The 21,758-nt window shown below is 44.1% G+C and carries 17 protein-coding genes; 12 read left to right on the top strand and 5 right to left on the bottom strand.

Annotated elements, in window-relative coordinates:
• Positions 1-11 precede the first annotated feature (11 nt).
• The 3 genes from ONT19_RS12975 to ONT19_RS12965 are packed head-to-tail and all read left to right on the top strand — an operon-like array spanning position 12 to position 2,834.
• Complete coding sequence (locus tag ONT19_RS12975) at positions 12-1,514, top strand: SusD/RagB family nutrient-binding outer membrane lipoprotein (protein WP_264952132.1); 1,503 nt, start codon at positions 12-14, stop codon at positions 1,512-1,514.
• 54 nt (positions 1,515-1,568) lie between these two features.
• On the top strand, positions 1,569-2,291 hold the full coding sequence (locus ONT19_RS12970; protein WP_118416841.1) for a BT_2262 family domain-containing protein: 723 nt from the start codon (positions 1,569-1,571) through the stop codon (positions 2,289-2,291).
• Between the two features lie 24 nt (positions 2,292-2,315).
• Positions 2,316-2,834 (top strand): lipid-binding protein, encoded by a 519-nt coding sequence (locus ONT19_RS12965; protein WP_118416842.1) that lies wholly within the window; start codon positions 2,316-2,318, stop codon positions 2,832-2,834.
• Between the two features lie 486 nt (positions 2,835-3,320).
• Here ONT19_RS12965 and ONT19_RS12960 read toward each other — a convergent pair whose 3' ends face one another.
• Positions 3,321-4,574, bottom strand: a complete 1,254-nt coding sequence (locus ONT19_RS12960; RefSeq protein WP_118139259.1) for an ATP-binding protein — start codon at positions 4,572-4,574, stop codon at positions 3,321-3,323.
• 1,173 nt (positions 4,575-5,747) lie between these two features.
• Between ONT19_RS12960 and ONT19_RS12955 the strand changes: the two genes are divergently transcribed.
• Together ONT19_RS12955 and ONT19_RS12950 are read left to right on the top strand one after the other, a co-directional pair.
• A complete protein-coding gene (locus ONT19_RS12955) occupies positions 5,748-5,891 on the top strand; it encodes a hypothetical protein (protein WP_006847677.1) in 144 nt (47 codons plus the stop codon).
• A gap of 2 nt (positions 5,892-5,893) precedes the next feature.
• A complete protein-coding gene (locus ONT19_RS12950) occupies positions 5,894-6,514 on the top strand; it encodes a hypothetical protein (protein WP_119237196.1) in 621 nt (206 codons plus the stop codon).
• Between the two features lie 615 nt (positions 6,515-7,129).
• Here the strand turns inward: ONT19_RS12950 and ONT19_RS12945 are convergent.
• Positions 7,130-8,887, bottom strand: a complete 1,758-nt coding sequence (locus ONT19_RS12945) for an ATP-binding protein (protein ID WP_264952131.1) — start codon at positions 8,885-8,887, stop codon at positions 7,130-7,132.
• 412 nt (positions 8,888-9,299) lie between these two features.
• On the opposite strand from ONT19_RS12945, the gene ONT19_RS12940 reads away from it, so the two are divergent.
• From ONT19_RS12940 to ONT19_RS12920, 5 genes are all read left to right on the top strand, one after another.
• Entirely contained in the window at positions 9,300-9,710 is a 411-nt protein-coding gene (locus tag ONT19_RS12940) for a hypothetical protein (protein ID WP_153087481.1), read from the top strand.
• A complete protein-coding gene (tnpB, locus tag ONT19_RS12935; protein ID WP_117588063.1) occupies positions 9,698-10,045 on the top strand; it encodes an IS66 family insertion sequence element accessory protein TnpB in 348 nt (115 codons plus the stop codon). Before ONT19_RS12940 ends, tnpB begins: the two co-directional genes overlap by 13 nt.
• A gap of 101 nt (positions 10,046-10,146) precedes the next feature.
• Positions 10,147-11,727, top strand: coding sequence for an IS66 family transposase (gene tnpC / locus ONT19_RS12930; protein ID WP_264952130.1), 1,581 nt, complete (start codon positions 10,147-10,149; stop codon positions 11,725-11,727).
• 653 nt (positions 11,728-12,380) lie between these two features.
• On the top strand, positions 12,381-12,524 hold the full coding sequence (locus ONT19_RS12925) for a hypothetical protein (protein WP_006847677.1): 144 nt from the start codon (positions 12,381-12,383) through the stop codon (positions 12,522-12,524).
• A gap of 363 nt (positions 12,525-12,887) precedes the next feature.
• On the top strand, positions 12,888-14,081 hold the full coding sequence (locus ONT19_RS12920) for an SGNH/GDSL hydrolase family protein (RefSeq protein ID WP_437183495.1): 1,194 nt from the start codon (positions 12,888-12,890) through the stop codon (positions 14,079-14,081).
• 51 nt (positions 14,082-14,132) lie between these two features.
• On the opposite strand, the gene xpt is transcribed toward ONT19_RS12920, so the two are convergent.
• Positions 14,133-14,699, bottom strand: a complete 567-nt coding sequence (xpt, locus tag ONT19_RS12915) for a xanthine phosphoribosyltransferase (RefSeq protein WP_022120760.1) — start codon at positions 14,697-14,699, stop codon at positions 14,133-14,135.
• 174 nt (positions 14,700-14,873) lie between these two features.
• Between xpt and ONT19_RS12910 the strand changes: the two genes are divergently transcribed.
• On the top strand, positions 14,874-15,860 hold the full coding sequence (locus tag ONT19_RS12910; RefSeq protein WP_264952129.1) for a YqiA/YcfP family alpha/beta fold hydrolase: 987 nt from the start codon (positions 14,874-14,876) through the stop codon (positions 15,858-15,860).
• 107 nt (positions 15,861-15,967) lie between these two features.
• Here the strand turns inward: ONT19_RS12910 and ONT19_RS12905 are convergent, their stop codons facing one another.
• Both ONT19_RS12905 and ONT19_RS12900 read right to left on the bottom strand, forming a co-directional pair.
• A complete protein-coding gene (locus tag ONT19_RS12905) occupies positions 15,968-17,275 on the bottom strand; it encodes a nucleobase:cation symporter-2 family protein (protein ID WP_254368518.1) in 1,308 nt (435 codons plus the stop codon).
• Positions 17,276-17,481: 206 nt separating this feature from the next.
• A complete protein-coding gene (locus ONT19_RS12900; protein ID WP_006847694.1) occupies positions 17,482-17,949 on the bottom strand; it encodes a nucleoside deaminase in 468 nt (155 codons plus the stop codon).
• Between the two features lie 244 nt (positions 17,950-18,193).
• Here ONT19_RS12900 and ONT19_RS12895 point away from each other — a divergent pair, with 244 nt between their 5' ends.
• The gene (locus ONT19_RS12895; protein ID WP_264952128.1) at positions 18,194-21,679 is read left to right on the top strand and encodes a DEAD/DEAH box helicase; all 3,486 of its coding nucleotides are present in this window, start codon (positions 18,194-18,196) and stop codon (positions 21,677-21,679) included.
• The last annotated feature ends 79 nt before the right edge of the window (positions 21,680-21,758 follow it).

Raw genomic sequence — 21,758 nt, 5'->3', positions numbered from 1 at the left:
GAAAGCTAATTATGAAGAAAATATTAGTATATAGCGCAGCTTGCCTCTTGGCGCTTTCGAGCTGCGACATGGATATCAATGACAACCCAAACTATCCAAACAATGGTGACGTGACACCAACATTGGTTTTCCCTTCTGTGGAAAATGCCTTGGCAGCAGTGCCTGGTGATGCTATGTTCACAAATGCTGGTTTCTTTGCCCAGTATTTCGAACAGCGCCCTGAGGCTAACCAGTATAACGATGAGGCTGAGCTTCATTTCGACGAGTCTTCATCATTGTTCGACCGTTGTTATCGCACCATCTATGCAGGTGCCATGATGGATATCAAAGATGTAGAGAGCAAGACAAATAACAAGGCAGACCTGTTCGCTTGCAAAGTGATGACAGCCTTGGGCATGCAATACATGGTAGATGCATGTAGCGATGCTCCTTATACCGAAATGTGCCAAGGCAACGCCAATCCTACTCCAAAGTGGGACGATGGTAAGACTGTCTATACTTCGGTTTTAGCTGCCATGGATGAGGCTGAGGCTGCTATTCCTGAGGGGACAACAACCCTTTCTGTAACAGACCCTATGTTCAATGGTTCTTTGGATGCATGGAAGCGTTTTGCTAATGGTCTTCGTCTGCGTATGTACATGCGTTTGATAGATGGTGGTGTGGATGTAGATTCTTATACTGCCAAGGCTAAGGCATTGGTGGTAGAGAACTTGTTACCAAATAAAGATTGCACATTCAATGTATATAGTAATGCAGAGGGGCAGTGGAACCCATGGTATGCAGCCATTCGCGGTTTAAAGACCAATAATTTCTGCGCAGCTTACCCTATTGTTTCATATTACAACTTGACCAACGACCCTCGCTTGTCAACTACAATGGAGGCTAATAAAGCCGCAGGAAAGTATGTTGGCCAGATTCCTGGTGCTAAGACTCTCTACAAGGAGTGGACTGGCAAGGACTGGAAGAACAAGGAAGTAAGCGAAATTAAATATGGAGCGATTGCTGCAATGCCTATCTACATCATGCAGCAGTCAGAGGCTGAGTTCTTGAAGGCAGAGGTTGAACTTCGCTTCAACAACAATGCAGCTGCAGCTAAGGTGAATTATGAGAATGCTGTTCGTGCAGATCTCGTTTCTCGCGGAATCGACGACAGTGCTGTGAGTACTTTCTTGTCTGGTGCTAAAGTAAACTTTGACACTCAGGCTACAACTGCTGACAAGCTCAAACTCATCTATATGCAGAAGTGGGCTTCCTTCTTTATGCGCAATCATATGGAGGCATGGTCTGAGCAGCGTCGTACAGACGTTCCTGCACTTTCCACTGCTACTGCCAAGGAAGTATTTGAGGGTTCTACTAAGTACATAGCAGGTGATATGATCAATCCAGGTCTTAACTATTATGGCAACAATAATCTCTGCAAGCGTATGCCTTACCCAGAGAATGCCCGCAAGTACAACAAGAATACACCTGCTGTCAAGACTTTGGCAGACCCAGTATTCTGGGATGTAAAATAATTCACTATACAAAAGAATAGTGAGATTCATTAATTCACAAAAGACAAGAAGAATATGAAAAAGATATTATTTTATACCTTGATGCTCTGCCTCTCATCATTTGCACTGACATCTTGTAATGATGACAATGATGAACTGACAGATGCTAAGGTTACATACTATCCTACTTTGGAAATCCAAGGTGCTAAATTTGTGGAAGTTCCTATTGGTACAACATATACTGAGCTGGGATGTAAGGGTGTTTTGCGTGGTGAAGACTGCACCTCTGGTATTGTAACATCAGGAACTGTTGATGTCAATACTCCTGGTTTATACAATATCAATTATACATATACCAATGAGCAGGGCTATAAGACATCAACACAAAGAACTGTAGCTGTTTGTGACCCAAGTATTACAACTGATATTTCTGGCACTTATAAAACTACAGCAGATACTTATGTAAATCTCGTAGGCATAAAAAACAATTATCCTATTGCAAATAATACAATAAAGATAACAAAAAAAGCTTCAGGTATTTTTTATATAAGCGACTTTATGGGTGGTCTATGGAACCAAACATTTGGTAATGGTACAGCTTGTGATATGAGTGGATATATTCAGTTGTTAGCAGACAATAGTATTGTTATGCTATCTAGTTATTGTTCTGCTTTTGACAATGGAGCTGACGAAATTACCAATGGTAAGTACGACCCTACAACAGGTAAAATTTCATATGAAATGAGTTATGAAAATTCATATTACAACCATGAGTTTTTCATTACTTTGCAAAAATAAATATTTTAGTTAAAGTATAAGATTATGAAGAAATATATTTCAATGTTTATGGTTGCCTTGGTTGCAACTTTTACATTTGTTTCTTGTGATCCTGAGACAGATGAGAAAGCTGGAGGTACAGCTGTTGAGAAAATGGCAGGTCTTTGGGATGTAACAGTAGATGTTGTTAATGAACAAGGCAATGTACTCAGTGAAGATCCATTTAGACTTGGCACAATCAACATTAACACTTATAATACAGCAGCTAATGATGCTGATAAGATGTGGCTTGATGATAATGCATTCTATGGGGTCAAGATGAAGGTGAACGTAACAGACTATAACAATGGTAAGTTTGAAGGAACACCAAACACCTCTTACAATCCTTCAGATGCACGGGCTGGCAACATCGAGTTCCTCAAAGGTCAGGTTTTCTATGGTCAGGGCAAGAACCTTCATGGTATGCCTGTAGACAGCATTTGTTATACTGTCAAATTCACAGATGATGACAAGGGTGCTATTTATCGTATCGCTGGTACTCGCCACTCAGGTTTCACTGAGTAATCAGAAATTATAAATACTATATAATTAAGGTGTATCCTTATTGCTCAATACAATGGGCAAAGGGATACACCTTTTTCTTTTTATCTCTCTCAAACATTTTCCCAAGAAGAAACGATGGCAATAGAATTTATACCTATCGGATTTTGATGGAATGTTTGAGAAACAAAGATCCTCAATACATGACAACATTTCTTATCCCGAACTGAGGTAAATACTGGCTCAGGGGAGATTGTCTTATCCACAGACAATCTCCCCTGAGCCTTTTTCTTTCCATTCCTGATAATCGCTTTTTGATTTATATACTTTCGTTCTTGCGACTATCCTGTAGAACAATCGTAATACAAAATCAGCCGCAAGAATTTTTCTCACGGCTGACTTTGTGTACCACCTTCTTTTGCAGAGATATGGTTATAATGGAAAGATAATATATGTGGTATTTATAATTAGTTCATCCCTGCAGAATGGCACTTTTCCATATTTTAAGCATTAATAATTTAAACTGTTTTTGTCTAACAAGAAGTCTTTCAGCCCAATTGTAAGGATGCCATCTTCATTTCTCTTGGGCTTAATATCATCTTTCACAATGATTATTTTCTTGAAAGAGTCCTTGATTCTCAATAGTGATGCAGATTCCTGCGCCTCTTTTTCTAATGTTGGCATGGCGAAAGCTGACTGGATGTAATATCGCTGACTTCCTTGATTCACCACAAAATCCACCTCCAACTGCTTCCTGATCAACTTGCCACTTTTGTCTGGCTCTCTGACTTCCACCATACCCACATCTACATGATATCCTCTCGTACGCAATTCATTGTATATGATATTCTCCATGATATGTGTCTCTTCTTGCTGGCGAAAGCCTAAGAGAGCGTTTCTGATTCCAAGATCCGAAAAGTAATATTTTGCCAAGGTGTTGATATACTTCTTCCCCTTGATATTGTATCTGATGGACTTTTCCACAAGAAACGCATCTTCTAAAAAACCTAGATACTTGTTTATCGTCTGATGATGAATGACCACATTCTTGACACTCTTGAATGTATTGGCAAGCTTCGTTGGATTGCATGGAGCACCAATGGAAGAGGCGATAATTCGCAGCAATTCATCAAACTCTCCCATGTTTTTTACCTTATGTCGTTCCAACACATCTACGAGATACACACTCTTATACAAGTTATTCAGATAATCTTCTTTTTTCTTATCTGTATCAAGCGTCAAAATAAGAGGAAGCCCTCCGTATGTATAATAATCTTTCCATGCATTGTCTGTTGTCCCTTTATATCCTTCACAGTATTCAGAGAATGACAATGGAAATAAATGTATCTCATCACCTCTACCACGGAACTCTGTCACTACATCCGTCGATAGAAAATGCGAGTTGCTGCCTGTAACATATACATCTGCATTTGATATATGCAGCAAGCTATTCAATACATCCGTAAACTCATCTACCATCTGTACCTCATCAAGCATGATGTAGTAGAGATTTTTGTCTGTTATCTGCTCCTTGATGTATTTCAACAGATTATCTGGATCACGCAGTTCCTTATTGGTACGATCATCGAGGGCAACCTCTATGATATGGTCATCTGAAATCCCTTGCGAATTTAGATACTCATGAAATAACTTGAACAGAAGATATGACTTTCCACATCTTCTGATACCTGTAATAATCTTAATCAAGCCATTCCTTTGGCTTGCGATTAGTTGGTCTAAATATTGTTGTCTTTTGATATCCATAATTATACTATATTATCAAAAAGTGGCAACATTACCACTTTTCGTCACTGCAAAGATACAAAAAATATCTAAGAATGCGCAACTTTATTATCAAAAAGTGGTAAACTTACCGTTTTTCGTCACTGAAAAGATTCAAACGAAGGCTTTCACCATGATTTACAAGCAAAAAGTGGTAGTTTTACCACTTTTCGTCACTTTCCCATTTTCTCGTTCCCCCAAAATGACATAAATGGGCTCAGGAGAGATTGTCTATACACGGACAATCTCCCCTGAACCGAAATACTATAAATGAATTGTGACTTTGTAATCACTGCATGTAGATCAAAAGGCCAAACAATAGATGTCGTCGAAAATTTTCTTTTTATCTCTCTCAAACATTTTCCCAAGAAGAAACGACGGCAATAGTATTTATACAAATCGGTTTTTGATGGAATGTTTGAGAAACAAAGATCCTCTACACATAGGAACATGTTTTCTCATATTTATTGCAACATTTGCCACGCTTATTATAAGTAGCTGATAATAAGAGTATAACGGGTGGCAATAAGGGGCTTTTTTATTATCACCTTATTGTCACCTATTGCCACGTTTTGCAAAAAACAGCGATTTTCGGGCGTTCTAGAGGCGTTATGGGAGCTAAAAGGTTGAAAACATTGAGCAAAAACGCTTATTTTCTATTCAATTTTTAGTGTTTTTCTATGCTTTTTATCGAAAAGCCTCCCACGATGCAGCAAAAATTACGTCCCGATGTAGTGTTTCCTACGTCCCGACGTAGCGACAGACGCGTCCCGACGTAGCTACGTCGGGACGTAATTTTTCGAAAAGATCTTTGGTATATTCCATTTTAATTATTATCTTTGCAGCGCAGTCCCGGTAAGGCCCTCTCCCAGATTATTCGATGCTGGTGATGACCCCGGGGTTTTAATTCTTCTTTTTATCTCACTCATCCTCAAACATTTTCCCAAAATTCCTTGCATCTTTCAGAAGAAAAGCGTATCTTTGCAGAAGATTAGCGGCGCTCGGCAATCTGAAAGTAAACTTTCATTGCACTCGCTGGCATAATCTTTGCAGAAGATTAGCGGCGCTCGGCAATCTGAAAGTAAACTTTCATTGCACTCGCTGGCATAATCTTTGCAAAAGAAATGTTCAACTTTTAAAACAAGGAGGTAGAATATGGATTTATTTGATAGCAAAAGACAAGAAAGATTAGAGGCTGCAAGAAAGGCTTCTACTGCCAGTAAAGAAGCAGCACGTGCCTTTTTAATTAGGGCAGGAATTCTTTTACCTAATGGAGAAGTTGCACCACATTTGAGATAATTATGGATAAGTCTTTATATTCAAGGCGCTCCAACCTAGTAATAGGATTTCATGGCTGCGACAAGTCTGTTGTTGATGCCGTAGTTGCTGGTAAGACCGATCTTCTTTCCAGCACTAATGACTATGACTGGTTAGGAAACGGCATCTATTTTTGGGAAAATAATGAGGAACGAGCTTGGCAATGGGCTAAAGATTTAGCCAAAAGAAAGAACTCACAAATCAAAGAGCCTGCAGTTGTTGGTGCAATTATAGACTTGGGGTATTGTTTTGACTTAACAGATAGCACATATCTTCAGGAATTAAAGGCTGCTTATGAGTCTATGGTTACTGTTTATAAAGAATCAGGGATTGAATTACCGAAGAATACATCTATCGGAAATTCTACAGATTTATTGATTAGAAAATTGGATTGTGCAGTTGTACAAACTGCTTTAACATACAATCAGGATGCCAATGCCCATCCATACGATTCAGTAAAAGGAGTATTTTGGGAAGGACAGGAACTATATCCTAATGCAGGATTCAGAGAAAAGAATCATATTCAGATTTGTGTCTGCAATCCTAATTGCATCAAGGGTTATTTTCTTCCTAGAGGTATCAATCAAGATTATCCAAACCCATAATATAAAAAGGTGTATCCTTCTTGCCCCATACATCGGGCAAGCGAGGATACACCTTTTTTATTTTTATCTCCTTCACCCTCAAACATTTTCCAATAAATCCTTGCTTCTTTCAGAAGAAAAGCGTATCTTTGCAAAAAAAGGATCACCTGCAAATGCGTGTGGGCTCGAATAGATGCCTCTACTTAAAATTTATGGCACATGTGCCACTTTTTTAAAGTGCAAAGATATGCGAAAGTAGAGTTCTAACCAAAAATTTTTAGATTTATTATACTAAAAAGGTGTGCCTACCAGCCGCTCTATCCTTAGATTATAGGGCATTCTTGCTATTGGACAGGTAACAAACCTGACCTCCCAGTTATCCCTTGCTTTACAAGCAAAAAGTGGTAGTTTTACCACTTTTCGTCACTTTCCCATTTTCTCGTTCCCAAAAAATGACATAAATGGGCTCAGGAGAGATTGTCTATACACGGACAATCTCCCCTGAACCGAAATACTATAAATGAATTGTGACTTTGTAATCACTGCATGTAGATCGAAAGGTCAAACAATAGAGGTCGTCGAAAAATTTCTTTTTATCTCTCTCAAACATTTTCGACCAGTATGGTTGAAATAGTTTTATATTTCCTCGCAAGCCACCATTTCCGCTCCGCGGTAGATAACCACCAGCTTGTGGAGCTTTGTAGTCTTTACTGCCTCTCTGACCATATCACTGTCCGCATAGCGAGAGATTTGAGCTGAAGCCTCTTCGAAGAGCTTTTTTACTTGCTCATCTGTGGTTTGGCTCTTGCAATATTTCAACTCGATGATATATGAATCTACCATGTCCTTGTAGATGTCACAGAGCGGAGAGAGGAAGATGTCGGCATAGCCGCCGTCATTGTCCAGCTCAGAGATAGGGCGATAGAACTTGTTCTGGCTTGTCATCGCCAAGGTGAAGCCATGCACGAAAGCCTCTCCCTTCTGCTTGTCTCGCTGGGAGGAGTACTTCTTCAGGCAGTCGGCGATATACTCAAAGTATGGCTTGAATTGTCCATCGTATGCCAGTTTACTCTCCAGTTTACCCTTGCTATATCTATCATATACCAAGTCGTTCTCCTTGTAGGTGTCGAGCAGGTAGGTGTACATCTGGTCACGCACCACCTCATTCGGGATGATGAACTTGGTCTCACCCTTGTATGTTCCGTCTATCGTCACCATGCCGAAATAGAACAGCAGGCTGAGGAAGTTGTCTGGGTCGTTGATTCGTTCGGCAGGGAAGTTCTCGTTGAGCGTGCCTATCACGAATCCCTGGGTTACCAACTGCTGGATGATGCTAGCGTCGTGGGCGAACTCCTTGTCGTGGCGGATGAGCATTCGCAACTTGTCATAGTCGATGCGGATGTTGGTCTCTACCATCTTCTTAGGGATTTGGTAATTGCTTCGGATGTAATTATCTACGAAGTTGAGTACCATTACCGAGTTGTACATGGTGGTCTCACCATATCTATCCTCTGCAAAGCAATAGTTATCATACCAAGGCTTCATCACCTTGATCAGCTCATCGGTGGTATGATTAAACGGCAGAACGCTGCCGTAATAATCCAGCATCTTTCTCACTTCTTCCTCGGTAAATCCCGTCATCTCATTGAAGTCGGGTGAGAGCGAATAGTTGGTTCCGATGTTGAATCCGCTGGTCAGGTCATCCATGGTCACAGGGCTTACTCCCGTGACGAACACTCTGCCCAGAGTATTGCCAGCCGCACCCTTGATGGTGTTGAAGAACTGGCGCAAGTATCCCTCTCCGTGAGTCTGGTTGCGATACCTCATAAGATGCTCCTCATGGGCGAGAATCATGTTGGTGAAGTTGTCGTACTCATCGATGAAGAGATAAATCTTCTTTCCTACCTCCTGGCATTTCTGGCAAAGAAACCTCAGTTGAGACACTGCATCTGTTAACTTTTCTAATCCTTCCTTGGTATTGGCAGGAAGAATATGTGCATAGATGTCACAAAAGAAATTGAACACAAGGCTACAATGGTTGTCCAGTCCATCCTTATAATCATCCAATCCTGCTGCCACCTCGGCAAAATTGAGGTGGATGATGAGATATGTATTATGCTCTGGTGTAGGATTCTGCCCGATGTATAGCTTGCCAAAGATTTCCTCAAACTTGTCTTTCTTATTGATGTCATAGTAATTCTCAAGCATGGAGAGGGTAAGTGTCTTGCCGAAACGGCGAGGGCGAATGAAGAAGAAATACTTGTTGGATTCTTCTATTTGCTCTATGAAAGGAGTCTTGTCCACATAGTAACAATCCTCTTTTATGACATCCTCAAAATTCTGCATACCGTATGGTATGCGCTTGCGATAAATGCGCTTTGGTCTTACTATCATAACTCAGTTTGATTATTCGTTTTTGAATCTGATGGCAAAGATAATACTTTATCTCCTAATCTCCAAAACTTTTCCCGAAAAACTTCTACCATTACAGCTAGAACATTTTCCCAAGGAGAAACGATGGCAATAGCATTTATACCTATCGGATTTTGATGGAATGTTTGAGAAACAAAGATCTTCTACGCATATGAATATGTTTTCTCAATTTTATTGCCACATTTGCCACGCTTATTATAAGTAACTGATAATAAGAGCATAATGGGTGGCAATAAGGGGCTTTTTTATTGCCACCTTATTGCCACCTATTGCCACATTTTGCAAAAAACAGGTAAGCGGCTCCGCATTTATACCTTGCCCTTTATCGTAAAAGTTCTTACCTTTGCACCATAATTTTAAAAGCAACGAAATTATGAGAGCAACAGAACGTTATGAGAGGGCATGGAATGCCTTCCAGATTCATTTGAATCATAATCCAAAAGCCAGTTTGATTCCTTTTTTAAAGGAACGGCATGTAAGCCATCGCTCGATGCATAGATGGATGTCAGAGAAAGGTTATTCTGTTAGGTTAGCCAAACAACAGATTCGTCTGCTTCAGGCCGAAGCCCGTAAGGAATGTTCCGAAGCAACAGCCAAGGACACTGGGATGATGTTCCTTCCCATGGAAATGCCATCCGATTCCGTCTGTCCAGAGAACTATCTTTTCGGCATAACCTTAACCTTTCCCAATGGAACGATAGTTACCATCAAGAAAGGTAGTGCCAAATCAGTCATGCATCTGATGAAACTTTACGAGAAGGAGGACTTGCTATGTTTGGATTAAACGAAAACACCCAGTATTACGTCTGCCAGCGATATGTCCGAATGAACATGGGCATAAATGGCCTGTACCAGATTGTGAGGACGGAGATGGAGCTGCCGCCACTCGGTGGTGCCGTCTTCATCTTCTTCTCAAAGAATCGCCAGCAGGTAAAAATGCTAAAATGGGATGGCGACGGTTTCTTGCTGTATCAGAAGCGACTGGAGCGAGGAACCTTTGAATTACCATTCTTTGATCCCCAAAGCAAACAATGCAAAATGCCTTACAAGACGCTATCTGCCATCATGAGCGGAATTTGCCTGAAAAGTATGAGATATAGAAAACGGCTTAACTTATAGCTTTGCTATGCTGTGTTTAACGTATTGTATATCAGCAAGATAATAAAAATAAATATTTGAAAATACTTGCATATCTCGATATTTTTTCGTACCTTTGCACTATGAAAAAGGACGAAATTATAGTACTTTTAAAGGAACAGCTTCAGCTTGCAAACGAACAGCTTCAGCAAGCTAATGCTACGGTGAGTTCGTTGACTACACAGGTCAACGAACTCATTGAACGTATAAAGTCATTAGAAGAACTGCTCGTCCAGAAAGGAATCGCCATTGACAAAGCGAATCGTCAGAACAAGGCACTCGGCAAGCTCGTTTCAGGCAAGAAGTCCGAACGTCAGGAAAAGAATCCACAAGACTCGATGACCCAGGAGGAATTTGACAAGAGGAAAACAGAGCAGGCCGAAAAGAGAAAGGCACGCAAAAACAACGGTGCCAAGCGTGACATGCATTACGAGATGAAAGAGGTGCATGTTACGATAGATCCAGTCATGGATGCAGGGCTTTTGAAGACGTTGCGTCTCTTCGGAACTCGTACCTGTATACGTTACAGCATGGAACCCATCAAATTCATCAAGACCGTGTATCACATCAACACTTATACTGATGGAAGTATCATGTATCCGGGGAAAACTCCGCCGGCTCTGTTGTTGAATTCTTCCTATTCACCTTCCTTTGCAGCAGGACTCCTGCAGATGCGATACATCTATTCCATGCCGGTAGAGCGAATTACCAAATACTTTGCCGACAATGGGTTTACGTTAAGGAAAGCTACGGCAAACAAGTTGATTGCCAGAAGTGCTGATGTACTGGAAAACTTCTATAAGGCTATCTGCCAAGTAGTGTTGCAGCAGGATTATGTCTCGGCAGACGAGACATACCATAAAGTGCTGTTAGCCAAGACAAAGCCTACAGACAAGGGGTCGAAGAAAGGCTACCTCTGGGCTGTAAGTGCGTCTAAATTGGGACTTGTCTTCTTCGTATATGAGGATGGTTCACGCTCTGAGCAGGTCATACTTAACGTATTCTCAGATTATAAAGGTACCATACAGAGTGATGCATATGCTCCTTACCGGAAACTGGAGTCGGATGCTTATCCTGACATTATGAGAATCGCCTGTCTACAGCATGTCAAGAGAGACTTCATCGACTGCGGCAAGGAAGACAAGGATGCTCAGGAAGTCGTAGATATCCTCAACAGATTTTATCGAGAAGACAAAAAACATAAGGTTGGGGTAAATGGATGGACCGTTGAAGGCCATCTAGCCTATCGGCAGTCATATGCACCGGACATTTTACAGGATTTATTGGAGAAACTGGAGGAAATATCTTCCAGGAAGGATTTGCTGCCCAAGTCTACCTTGGCGCAGGCGGTCGGTTATGCCCTTAATGAATATAATGCCATTTGTGACATCTTCAAAAGAGGTGATACGGCTCTCGATAACAACTATATTGAGAGAATCCAGAGGTACATATCACTATCAAGAAGAAACTCAATGTTCTTTGGTTCGCACGAAGGAGCAAGCCGGGCGGCTATCCTATATTCCATCGCCATCTCATGCAGGCTGAATGGCATTAATCTGTTTGAATACATATGCGACGTAATAGAAAAGACTGCAGAATGGCAACCCAATACCCCATTGAAAAAATATAGAGACTTACTTCCTGACCGATGGAAAAAGCAGTAACAGCATTAGTTTAATCAGCTGTTACTGCTTTTTTTTGAATTATGCAAGGTATAAACGCGGAGACGCTTACAAAAACAGCGATTTTCGGGCGTTTTAGAGGTGTTTTTGGAGCTAAAAGGTTGAAAACATTGAGCAAAAACGCTTATTTTCTATTCATTTTTTAGTGCTTTTCTATGCTCTTTATCGAAAAACCTCCCACGATGCAGCAAAAATTACGTCCCGACGTAGCATTTCCTACGTCCCGATGTAGCAACAGACGCGTCCCGACGTAGCAACAGATACGTCGGGACGTAATTTTTCGAAAAGATCTTTGGCATATTCCATTTTAATTATTATCTTTGCAGCGCTGTCCCGGTAAAGCCCTCTCCCAGATTATTCGATGCTGGTGATGACCCGTTTTTTTTGTTTTTCTTTTTATTTCCCTCATCCTCAAACATTTTTCAATAATTCTTTGCATCTTTCAGAAGAAAAGCGTATCTTTGCAGAAGATTAGCGGCGCTCGGCAATCTGAAAGTAAACTTTCATTGCACTCGCTGGCATAATCTTTGCAGAAGATTAGCGGCGCTCGGCAATCTGTAAGCAAGCTTACATTGCGCTCGTTTGCATAATCTTTGCAGAAGAAATGTTCAACTTTTAAAACAAGGAGGTAGAATATGGATTTATTTGATAGCAAAAGACAAGAAAGATTAGAGGCTGCAAGAAAGGCTTCTACTGCCAGTAAAGAAGCTGCACGTGCCTTTTTAATTAGGGCAGGAATTCTTTTACCTAATGGAGAAGTTGCACCACATTTGAGATAAAGGTATGCAAAAGCAAAACGTTTAAGGTCGCAAATTGAGACCTTAAACGAAAAACATGGTCAACAAGGCGGCTGAGCAAGTATAACAATGCGGCTGAATAAACGTAACGAGACGGCTCATCTGGCACAAGGATACGCCTGAGCTGGGGCAAAGATATAGATTAGGAGGTTCAAGCAGTCGGTATCTGAGGTTCAGAGAGACAGTATCTGAGGTTCAAGCAGACTGCTTCTTGATGATTTCCACTAGGCTCGGCAGCTCTGCTGAGCCTAGTCAGCAGCTCTGCCGACTGCAGTCAGCAGGTCTGCCGAGCCTAATGACAACACCCCATTAACATACAAATATATACTTTTAAAATACAACAAGGTGAAAAGATTTATAATGATACTATGCTTCATCTGCACATACACACTACAGATGGCGGCACAAACATGGATTGGAACTTGGGCTACGGCACCGCAGACTGTGGTGAAAGCGTTTATGCCCTATAATAACAACATGACAAACCGTTCGGTTCGCCAGATAGTAAAGGTAAGCGTGGGAGGCGACGTGATAAGACTGAAACTGAGCAATATCTACTCGATGCAACCCGTAGTGATACGCTCCATCTATATCGCCCACGCCAAAGACTCCTTCAAGATTGATGCCAAATCGGCTCAATACTTCAAGTTCGGCAACAGCTACAAAGCTACTATCCCTGCCGGCAGACAGATAGTGAGCGATGCGCTGAAGTTCAATCTCAAGAACCTGGAGCGCGTAGCCATCACCATCAACTACACCTCGGCTCCCGATGTGCCTACCGTTCACATGGGCTCACGTACCACCTCTTATATCATGAAGGGAGTAACCAATGCCCACTCCAACTTCGAAAAGGCTTTCCGCGAGAACCACTGGTACAACATCAGCGGTATCGATGTGTATACGATGAGCACCAACATGAGTGCCATCGCCATCATGGGCAACTCCATCACCGACGGCAAATGTTCTACGGATAATGCCCAGAACCGATGGCCCGATGTAATGTCGGAGATGCTGCAGCTGAAGCATAAGATAACCAACCAGGGTGTACTGAACCTAGGCATCGGCAACAACCGCGTAACCGTGCCGGGCGGTTTCGGGGCACTCGCCAAGGAACGCTTCGACCGAGACATTCTGATGCAGAGCGGCGTAAAGAAGGTAATTATCTTTGAAGGCATCAACGACATAGGTGCTGCCAAGAGCGGCAACAGCGAAACGGTAGCCCGCCAGATTATAGAGAGCATACAGGGAATGATGAAGAAGGCGAAAGCCCGGAGGATGAAAGTTTATCTGGGCACCATCACGCCTTTCAAGGGTGCCGGCTACTACAGCCACTTCCACGAAGCAGCCCGACTCTATGTAAACGATTGGATTCGAAGTCAGGCAAAGAAAGCAGATGGCATTCTAGACTTCGCCAAGCTGCTTCAAGATCCGAATGATGACAGAAGGATGAAACGGGAATATGCCAGCAGCGACTGGCTCCATCCGAATCCTGCAGGCTACAAGGCGATGGGAATCTATGCCGCTGATATTGTCAAGTAAGAAAAAAGCCGCCCTATTACAGGCGGCTTTTACTATATATAATAAGATGTTTTACTTCAAGACAATCTTGCAATCATCCAGGCTCTCTACGGTAGCGAGCGCCTCATAACGGATTCCCTCCTTGCGCAGGAAGTCACCACCATGCTGGAAAGCCTTCTCGATGATGAAACCCATCGCCTCTATCTTGGCACCTGCCTTCTCGCAAAGGTCCATCACGCCCTTAGACGCATTACCATTGGCAAGGAAGTCATCGATAAAGATAACATGGTCCTCAGGAGTAAGATAACTGTTGCTCACACAAACCGTATAATCGCGGTCCTTTGTAAAAGAGTGAACCACAGAGGTAATCATACCCTCCATAGTCTTAGGCTGCTTTTTCTTGACGAACACAACAGGAAGATTGGTCAGATAACCTACCATGATGGCAGGCGCGATGCCCGAAGCCTCGATAGTAATAATCTTGTTGTACTTAATGTCCTTGAAAAGGCGCACGAATTCCTTAGCTAAGTCCATCATCAGAATAGGGTCCATCTGATGGTTTACAAAGCTGTCTACTTTTAAGATTCCACCAGGAAAGCATCTGCCCTCCTGCATAATTCTTTCTTTCAGTAAATCCATTATGACTTGAACTTTAATATGGTTATTGGGTGCAAAATTACTACTTTTTTCGCAAACAAGGAAGTTTATCGCCCAATAATTTTGTTTTGTCTGCAATTTAGCGTAATTTTGCAGCAGAAATGAATAAGATGTTCAGGGAGCATGATATGATGCCCCCTATAAAACTATAAGAATATGAACCCATATATCAAACAATTCCCCGACCTCATGTCGGGCAAGAAAATCATGTATGTTCACGGTTTCCTCTCTTCTGCACAGAGCGGCACCGTAAAGATGTTGCAGGAACTGATGCCGAATGCCACCCTCGTGGCTAAAGACATCCCGGTACATCCGGAAGAGGGCATAGAGATGCTGCAGAAGATGGCGGAGACTGAGAAGCCTGACCTCATCATCGGTACCTCGATGGGAGGCATGTATACCGAACTGCTGAAAGGATTCGACCGCATCCTCGTAAACCCAGCCTTCAAGATGGGCGATACGATGAGCAGCATGACCGGCAAGCAGGAATTCCAGAACCCGAGAAAGGACGGAGTGAACGAACTGATGGTTAACAAAGGCCTCATCAAGGAATACCGTGACTTTACCGAGCGTTGCTTCCAGGACATTACTCCCGAGGAGCAGCAACGTGTTTACGGTCTCTTCGGCGATGCTGATCCGCTGGTCCATACCTTCGACCTCTTCCATGAGCACTATCCGCTCGCCATCCCATTCCATGGCGAGCACCGACTTATCGACAAGGTAGCATTCCACTATCTCTGTCCGGTTATCCGCTGGATTGACGACAAGCAGAACGGCAAGGAGCGCCCTATCGTATACATCGACTTCGATGCCCTGCACGACAGTTACATGAAGGCAACCAGCTCGATGCACAAGGCTTACGAGATGCTGATAGAGCATTACAACGTATATATCGTAGCCCCAGCGCCAACCAACGACCATGAATACATGGCGAAAGTACAGACCTGGGTGGAGGAATATCTCTCTACCCCAGCCTACAACCACATCATCTTCTGCAACCAGAAGAACCTGCTCTACGGCGATTACTTCATCGACCCTAGCCCATGCGATGGTTTCATGGGTACGACGATAGAATACGGTAGCGATGAATTCAAGACCTTCGAAGAAATCATCACCTTCTTCGAAAGACTGGGAGGACAGTGATTTAGTTAATAGTTAATAGTTTATAGTTAACAGTTTATAGCAAAAAAGGTGCAACTCACTTTCTTACTTGTGAGTTGCACCTTTTTATCTATAAATATCTTTGATTCTTATGCCTTATCCAGATTCTTCGGCAACACGAGGTTCAGGATAACGGCGAGCAGGAAGACTACTGCCACACAGTTATCTGCAAAAACGGTGCGCACAATCTCTGGGAAGATGTTGAACATACCTGTTGCAGATGTGAATCCGAGACCTACGCTGAGCGAAAGACTCACGATGACCATGTTGCGCTGAGAGAAGCCGGTACGCGCCATCATGCCGAAACCGGCAAAGAGGATGCTACCAAACATCATGATGGTACAGCCGCCCAATACAGCCTGAGGAATCGTAGTCAATACATAACCGATAGCTGGGAAGATACCACCGATAATCATGATGATAGCACCCATGGCAATGGTAAAGCGGTTCACTACTCCCGACATCGCTGCCAAACCTACGTTCTGACTGAATGAAGTGATAGGAGTACAACCGAAAAGACCGGAAACCGAACTTACGAAACCATCGCAGCAGACTGCCGCACCCATCTCCTTGGTCTTAGGATCACGCTTCAATGCACTGTTGCAGAGCGCAGAAGTATCACCAATCGTCTCTGTGGCAGAAACCAGATATACAGCTACAACTGAGAGAATAGCACCAATATTAAACTCAGGTGTAAATGGCAAAATCTTTGGCAAAGCTACGATAGAGAGACCAGAAAGTCCACTGAAATCTATCATTCCCATAAACAGAGCCAGGATGTAACCTACCAGCAGTCCTACCAATACAGAGAGAGAACGCAAGAAACCCTTGGCGAAAATCTGACAAAGCAGACAAGCCAGCAAAGTGACAGAACCCACAACCCAGTTGTTCATGCTACCGAAATCAGCAGCACCCTGACCACCCGCAAAAGAGTTGGCACCAACAGGAAGGAGCGAGAAACCGATGGCTGTTACCACGGTAGCGGCTACTACAGGCGGAATGAGCTTGATCCAATACTTGGCGAAAAGTCCGAGTGTTCCTTCTACCAGACCACCAATGATGACAGCGCCTATCAAAGTACCCATACCATGAGCACCGGCAATGGCGATGGCGAGCGAAAGGAAGGTGAAGGAGATACCCATCACGATAGGAAGGCGAGAACCGATACGCCATACCGGATAAAGCTGCACCAAGGTACCGATACCGGCGATGACCATACAGTTCTGGATAAGCACGGCGCTCATCGAACTGTCCAAACCTATCGCACCAGCGAGAATCATGATTGGCGCAATATTGCTGACGAACATCGCCAACACATGCTGAAGACCAAATGGGAGTGCTTTACCAACGGGCACTCTGCCGTCTAATTTGTAGAGATTTTCTATTGACTGTTCCATTGTCGTTATAATAATTAGAGAATTTCCATTGTCCATCAATTCAGTGTCTTTTCTGAATTTGGCGACAAAATTACAAAGAAAATCTGAGAAATCGTTCCTTTTCTCCATTTTTCTCTATCCCGCATGATAGAATACAAGAAGAATCTACAAAAAAAGGAAGGCTGCGGTTCATATTCCGTGCAACCTTCCCTTTTTATCTTATCTCATTAATACTCCGTCTTTTCCGCATTTTCCTCCCACATACGGAAGGCACCGAGCGCCTCATCTCTCATCAGCGCAATCATCGGCTTGTGGCGGTCTTCTATCTTGCGGTCTATCTCCTCGTAGATAAACTCATCATCGAAACCTATCTTTGCCGCATCCTTCCGGTCGTTGGCATAATAGATACGGTCGAGATGTGCCCAATAGATGGCACCCAGGCACATCGGGCAAGGCTCGCAGGAGGTATAAATTTCGCAACCTTCCAGATTGAAGGTCTTCAGTTTGCGGGTAGCCTGTCGGATACAGTTCACTTCGGCATGAGCCGTAGGATCGAGGTCGATGGTTACACTGTTGGAAGCCTCAGCGATGATGATACCGTCCTTGGCAATCACAGCACCAAAAGGTCCGCCCCCCGTCTTCACGCTATTCTTTGAGAGCTCAATGGCTCTATGCATCAATTCTTCCTTTGTCATTGTTTAATATTTTTAGATTAATAATACCCCTTCTTTTCAATTGGGGGCTACAAATATACAAAAAAGAAATGATACGGCAAGCATTTCTTACATTATTTTTTAGTACTTTTGCTGCAAAGATACACTTTTTCGCACGAACGCCCTAAATTTCCTTAAATACGCATTCCTGTTCAACAGTTAATTATCAATAATTATAAATACCTTTATTATAAGAGTAGTTATAATTTTCGTAACTTTGTAGCCTATGAATCAAAACAATATCAGCGCCGCAGAACTCTTCCTTAGGGTAAGAGAACTTTTGATACTCCCCGAACTGGAGCCGAAGACACGCAACAAGATGATGCACGATACGCTCATCCTCTGCTGCCACGAAGGAGTGAAGGAAACGAAACAGGCTTTCGGTAACCTTTTCTCCCAGGTGGATTATCTCTGTAAGGCTCACGGCATCAAGGTGGCAGACAAGATTGCCATCCAGACCATGCGCCGGCACAGTAATTCGCAGGAACCACTCTCAAGCGAAGATTTGAAATATGATGCACGTGCCCTAGCCATCTTCATCTCTGCCGTATTCGGAGTGGATGTTCCCCACGAGCTGAACGTGCTCATTCCCCATACCAACCGCCCTTATCAGAAAGGACTGGAAATCAACAACCGCCGTATCCGATGCATTGTGAAGAACTGGGACAGCGATTTCATCCGCGTGGATATTGACCAGGATGCTGATGAAGAGGAATATCTCATTCAACTGAAAGATGAAGAGAACCATATCGACCATACCTACCTCTGGGATATCCTGAAGGAAGGTATGCAGCTCAACCTGCTCGACTGTCAGGTAAAGCAGCCCGTCATCACCCCCCGACTCATCGTGGTGGAACCCGATTATCTGGTAGATATCAGTAGTATCGCCACCTGCTTCACGGCTTTCGGTCATCATCCTCTGCTCTATCTGCTGAACCAGATGAAACCCCGTGCCAACACCCAGGCTACCCTGCTCGGTAACTTTGCCGGTGCTGCGCTGGATGACATCATCAATACAAACGGCAAATACCAGATGAACGAAACCATAAAGACGAATTTCAGGGAGAAAGCCCTGGAGTTCTGCACCTGTCCCTGGTTTGATGCCAAGAAATTCTATACCGATGCCAACCAGCAGGCATTCAATCTGCAGCAGGTAGTGGATATTCTCTTCCCCCGCACCGCATCGCAGGCACAGATGTCAGCCTTCCGTGGCGAAAGTCTTTACGACAGGAAGAAAGCCATCCTCGAACCTTCGTTCGTCTGCGAAGCACTCGGCATACAGGGACGTGTGGACCTGATGACCACCGACTGCAAACTGCTGGTGGAGCAGAAATCGGGACGCAACATGAATATCGAAACCCATCAGGTAGATCCGGGTTATCACAGTTATCAGCTGGAGCCCCACTATGTACAGCTGCTGCTCTACTATGGCGTATTGCAGCACAACTTCAAGCTGAGCAACGACCGCGTGAATATCCGTCTGCTCTACTCCAAGTATCAGCCGCAAGACGGACTGATGGTGGTAGCTTACTACCAAAAGCTCTTCAAGGAGGCCATCGAATACCGCAACCAGCTCGTTGCCGCCTCCTTCGAGATAGCCAAGGAGGGATTCGAGCATGCACTGAATGAATTTACCCCCGAAGTTTTGAATGTGGCAGGTACCCAGGACTTCTTCTACAACAAGTATCTGAAGCCGCAGATAGAAGCCATCACCAGTCCGCTCCACACCCTCTCTCCATTAGAGGAAGCCTACTTCTGCCGCATGATGACCTTTATCTTGCGGGAGCAGATGATCAGCAAGGTAGGCGCACAGGAAGGCACCAACACATCCAGTTCCGACCTCTGGACCATGCCACTCGCCGAAAAGAAAGATGCCGGCAACATCTATACCGACCTGCACATCATCCGGAAGGAACAGAGCAGCGCAGGAAGCGGATATGATACCATCACCCTCAGCGTGCCCGACCAGGGAAAGGACTTCCTGCCCAACTTCCGCATCGGCGACATGGTATATCTCTATACCTACAAGCTGAAGGAAGAACCCGATGTGAGAAAAGCTATATTATATAAAGGTGTACTGCAGGAGATTCACAGCGATGAGATTGTGGTGCATCTCACCGACGGACAGCAGAATGCCGATATCTTCGAGATGAATCTGCCTTACGCCATAGAACATGGAACGAGCGATGCATCGACAGGCGGAAGCATACGTAACCTGCACCAGTTTATCTGTGCACCCAAGGAGAAACGCGACCTGCTGTTAGGGCAGCGTGCCCCGCAAAGAGACGCCTCGCTGTCATTGACCAGACATTACGATGATGTACTGGACGACATCATTCTCCGTGCCAAGCAGGCACAGGATTACTTCCTGCTCGTGGGACCTCCGGGAACAGGAAAGACCAGTCGTGCCCTGAAGTTTATGGTAGAAGAAGCATTGAACGATGGAACGGGAATGCCGACAGCAGAAAGCATCGCCTCAGGAGGCAAGACGGCTCAGCAGCCTGCATCCTCCATTCTCCTGATGAGTTATACCAACCGAGCCGTAGATGAAATCTGCGAGATGCTGGTAGATTCCGGCATCCCATTCCTTCGCCTCGGCAGCGAGTACTCCTGCGATGAGCGGTTCCGCCCTTATCTGATAGAGAAAGCCATCAGCGACTGTCCGAAGCTCGAAGCCATCAAACAATATATAATAGGTACGCGTGTAATCGTGGGCACCACTTCGATGATGACCTCCAAACCGTTCATCTTCTCGCTGAAGCACTTCAAGCTTGCCATCATCGACGAGTCGAGCCAGATACTGGAGCCTAATCTCATCGGTCTCCTGTCTGCCGTGGATAAGTTCATCCTCATCGGCGACTACAAGCAGTTGCCAGCCGTGGTGCAGCAGAGCGAGCAGGATTCAGGCATTCCTACCATCAACGACAGTCAGAAAGGTGGCGTCATCGACATGAGCATCCTGCAGGACATCTGTCTTACCAACTGCCGCAACTCCCTCTTCGAACGTCTGATTCATTGGGAAGATCACGAAGAGCGCAGCGAATTCATCGGCATTCTGCGCCGCCAGGGCAGAATGCATCCCGAGATTGCAGAGTTTCCTAATCGGATGTTCTACCGTCGGGAGAAACTGGAACCCGTGCCATGTTCACACCAGTTGGAGACGGAGCTGTCATATACTCTCCCATCAGAAGATGCGCTCGACGACCTGCTGAAGGAGCACCGCATGATATTCCTCCCATCCAAATTCTGCAAGGAACCGAATGTATCTGATAAGATCAATGCCAACGAGGCAGCAATCGTGGTAGACCTGCTTCGCCGCATCCACCGCTTCTATGGAGAGCGTTTCGATGCCAAAAAGACGGTAGGCGTCATCGTTCCTTACCGCAACCAGATAGCCATGGTGCGCAAAGGCATCGAAAAGCTCGGTATTCCGGAACTGGAGAAAATCAGTATCGATACCGTAGAGCGGTACCAGGGCAGCCAGCGAGATGTCATCATCTACAGTTTCACCATCCAGAACATCTGGCAGCTCGACTTCCTTGCCGGCAACAGTTTCGTAGAAGACGGCGCCATCATCGACCGCAAGCTGAACGTAGCCATCACCCGTGCCCGAAAGCAGATGATTATGACAGGCAACCCGGAGATATTGCGCAATAATCAGATTTTTAGCGAATTAATGAACTATGTGAAGGAAAAAGGAGGATATTTTTAAAATTTCCCCCAAAAAATTTGGTGATACGGAAATAAAGTCCTATCTTTGCATTCGGATTATACACAAAAGGATAAACAAG

Source organism: Segatella copri (assembly GCF_026015625.1).
In the GTDB taxonomy this organism is placed as follows: domain Bacteria; phylum Bacteroidota; class Bacteroidia; order Bacteroidales; family Bacteroidaceae; genus Prevotella; species Prevotella copri_H.
The sequence above is the reverse complement of the archived record's forward strand: the minus strand, read 5'-3'. Positions and strand labels throughout refer to the sequence as shown.

Bases quoted from the DNA above. Each gene is read 5' to 3' on its own strand.
- ONT19_RS12975 (WP_264952132.1), top strand. From the start codon at position 12: ATGAAGAAAATATTAGTATATAGCGCAGCTTGCCTCTTGGCGCTTTCG.
- ONT19_RS12970 (WP_118416841.1), top strand. From the start codon at position 1,569: ATGAAAAAGATATTATTTTATACCTTGATGCTCTGCCTCTCATCATTT.
- ONT19_RS12965 (WP_118416842.1), top strand. From the start codon at position 2,316: ATGAAGAAATATATTTCAATGTTTATGGTTGCCTTGGTTGCAACTTTT.
- ONT19_RS12960 (WP_118139259.1), bottom strand. From the start codon at position 4,574: ATGGATATCAAAAGACAACAATATTTAGACCAACTAATCGCAAGCCAA.
- ONT19_RS12955 (WP_006847677.1), top strand. From the start codon at position 5,748: ATGGATTTATTTGATAGCAAAAGACAAGAAAGATTAGAGGCTGCAAGA.
- ONT19_RS12950 (WP_119237196.1), top strand. From the start codon at position 5,894: ATGGATAAGTCTTTATATTCAAGGCGCTCCAACCTAGTAATAGGATTT.
- ONT19_RS12945 (WP_264952131.1), bottom strand. From the start codon at position 8,887: ATGATAGTAAGACCAAAGCGCATTTATCGCAAGCGCATACCATACGGT.
- ONT19_RS12940 (WP_153087481.1), top strand. From the start codon at position 9,300: ATGAGAGCAACAGAACGTTATGAGAGGGCATGGAATGCCTTCCAGATT.
- tnpB (WP_117588063.1), top strand. From the start codon at position 9,698: ATGTTTGGATTAAACGAAAACACCCAGTATTACGTCTGCCAGCGATAT.
- tnpC (WP_264952130.1), top strand. From the start codon at position 10,147: ATGAAAAAGGACGAAATTATAGTACTTTTAAAGGAACAGCTTCAGCTT.
- ONT19_RS12925 (WP_006847677.1), top strand. From the start codon at position 12,381: ATGGATTTATTTGATAGCAAAAGACAAGAAAGATTAGAGGCTGCAAGA.
- xpt (WP_022120760.1), bottom strand. From the start codon at position 14,699: ATGGATTTACTGAAAGAAAGAATTATGCAGGAGGGCAGATGCTTTCCT.
- ONT19_RS12910 (WP_264952129.1), top strand. From the start codon at position 14,874: ATGAACCCATATATCAAACAATTCCCCGACCTCATGTCGGGCAAGAAA.
- ONT19_RS12905 (WP_254368518.1), bottom strand. From the start codon at position 17,275: ATGGAACAGTCAATAGAAAATCTCTACAAATTAGACGGCAGAGTGCCC.
- ONT19_RS12900 (WP_006847694.1), bottom strand. From the start codon at position 17,949: ATGACAAAGGAAGAATTGATGCATAGAGCCATTGAGCTCTCAAAGAAT.
- ONT19_RS12895 (WP_264952128.1), top strand. From the start codon at position 18,194: ATGAATCAAAACAATATCAGCGCCGCAGAACTCTTCCTTAGGGTAAGA.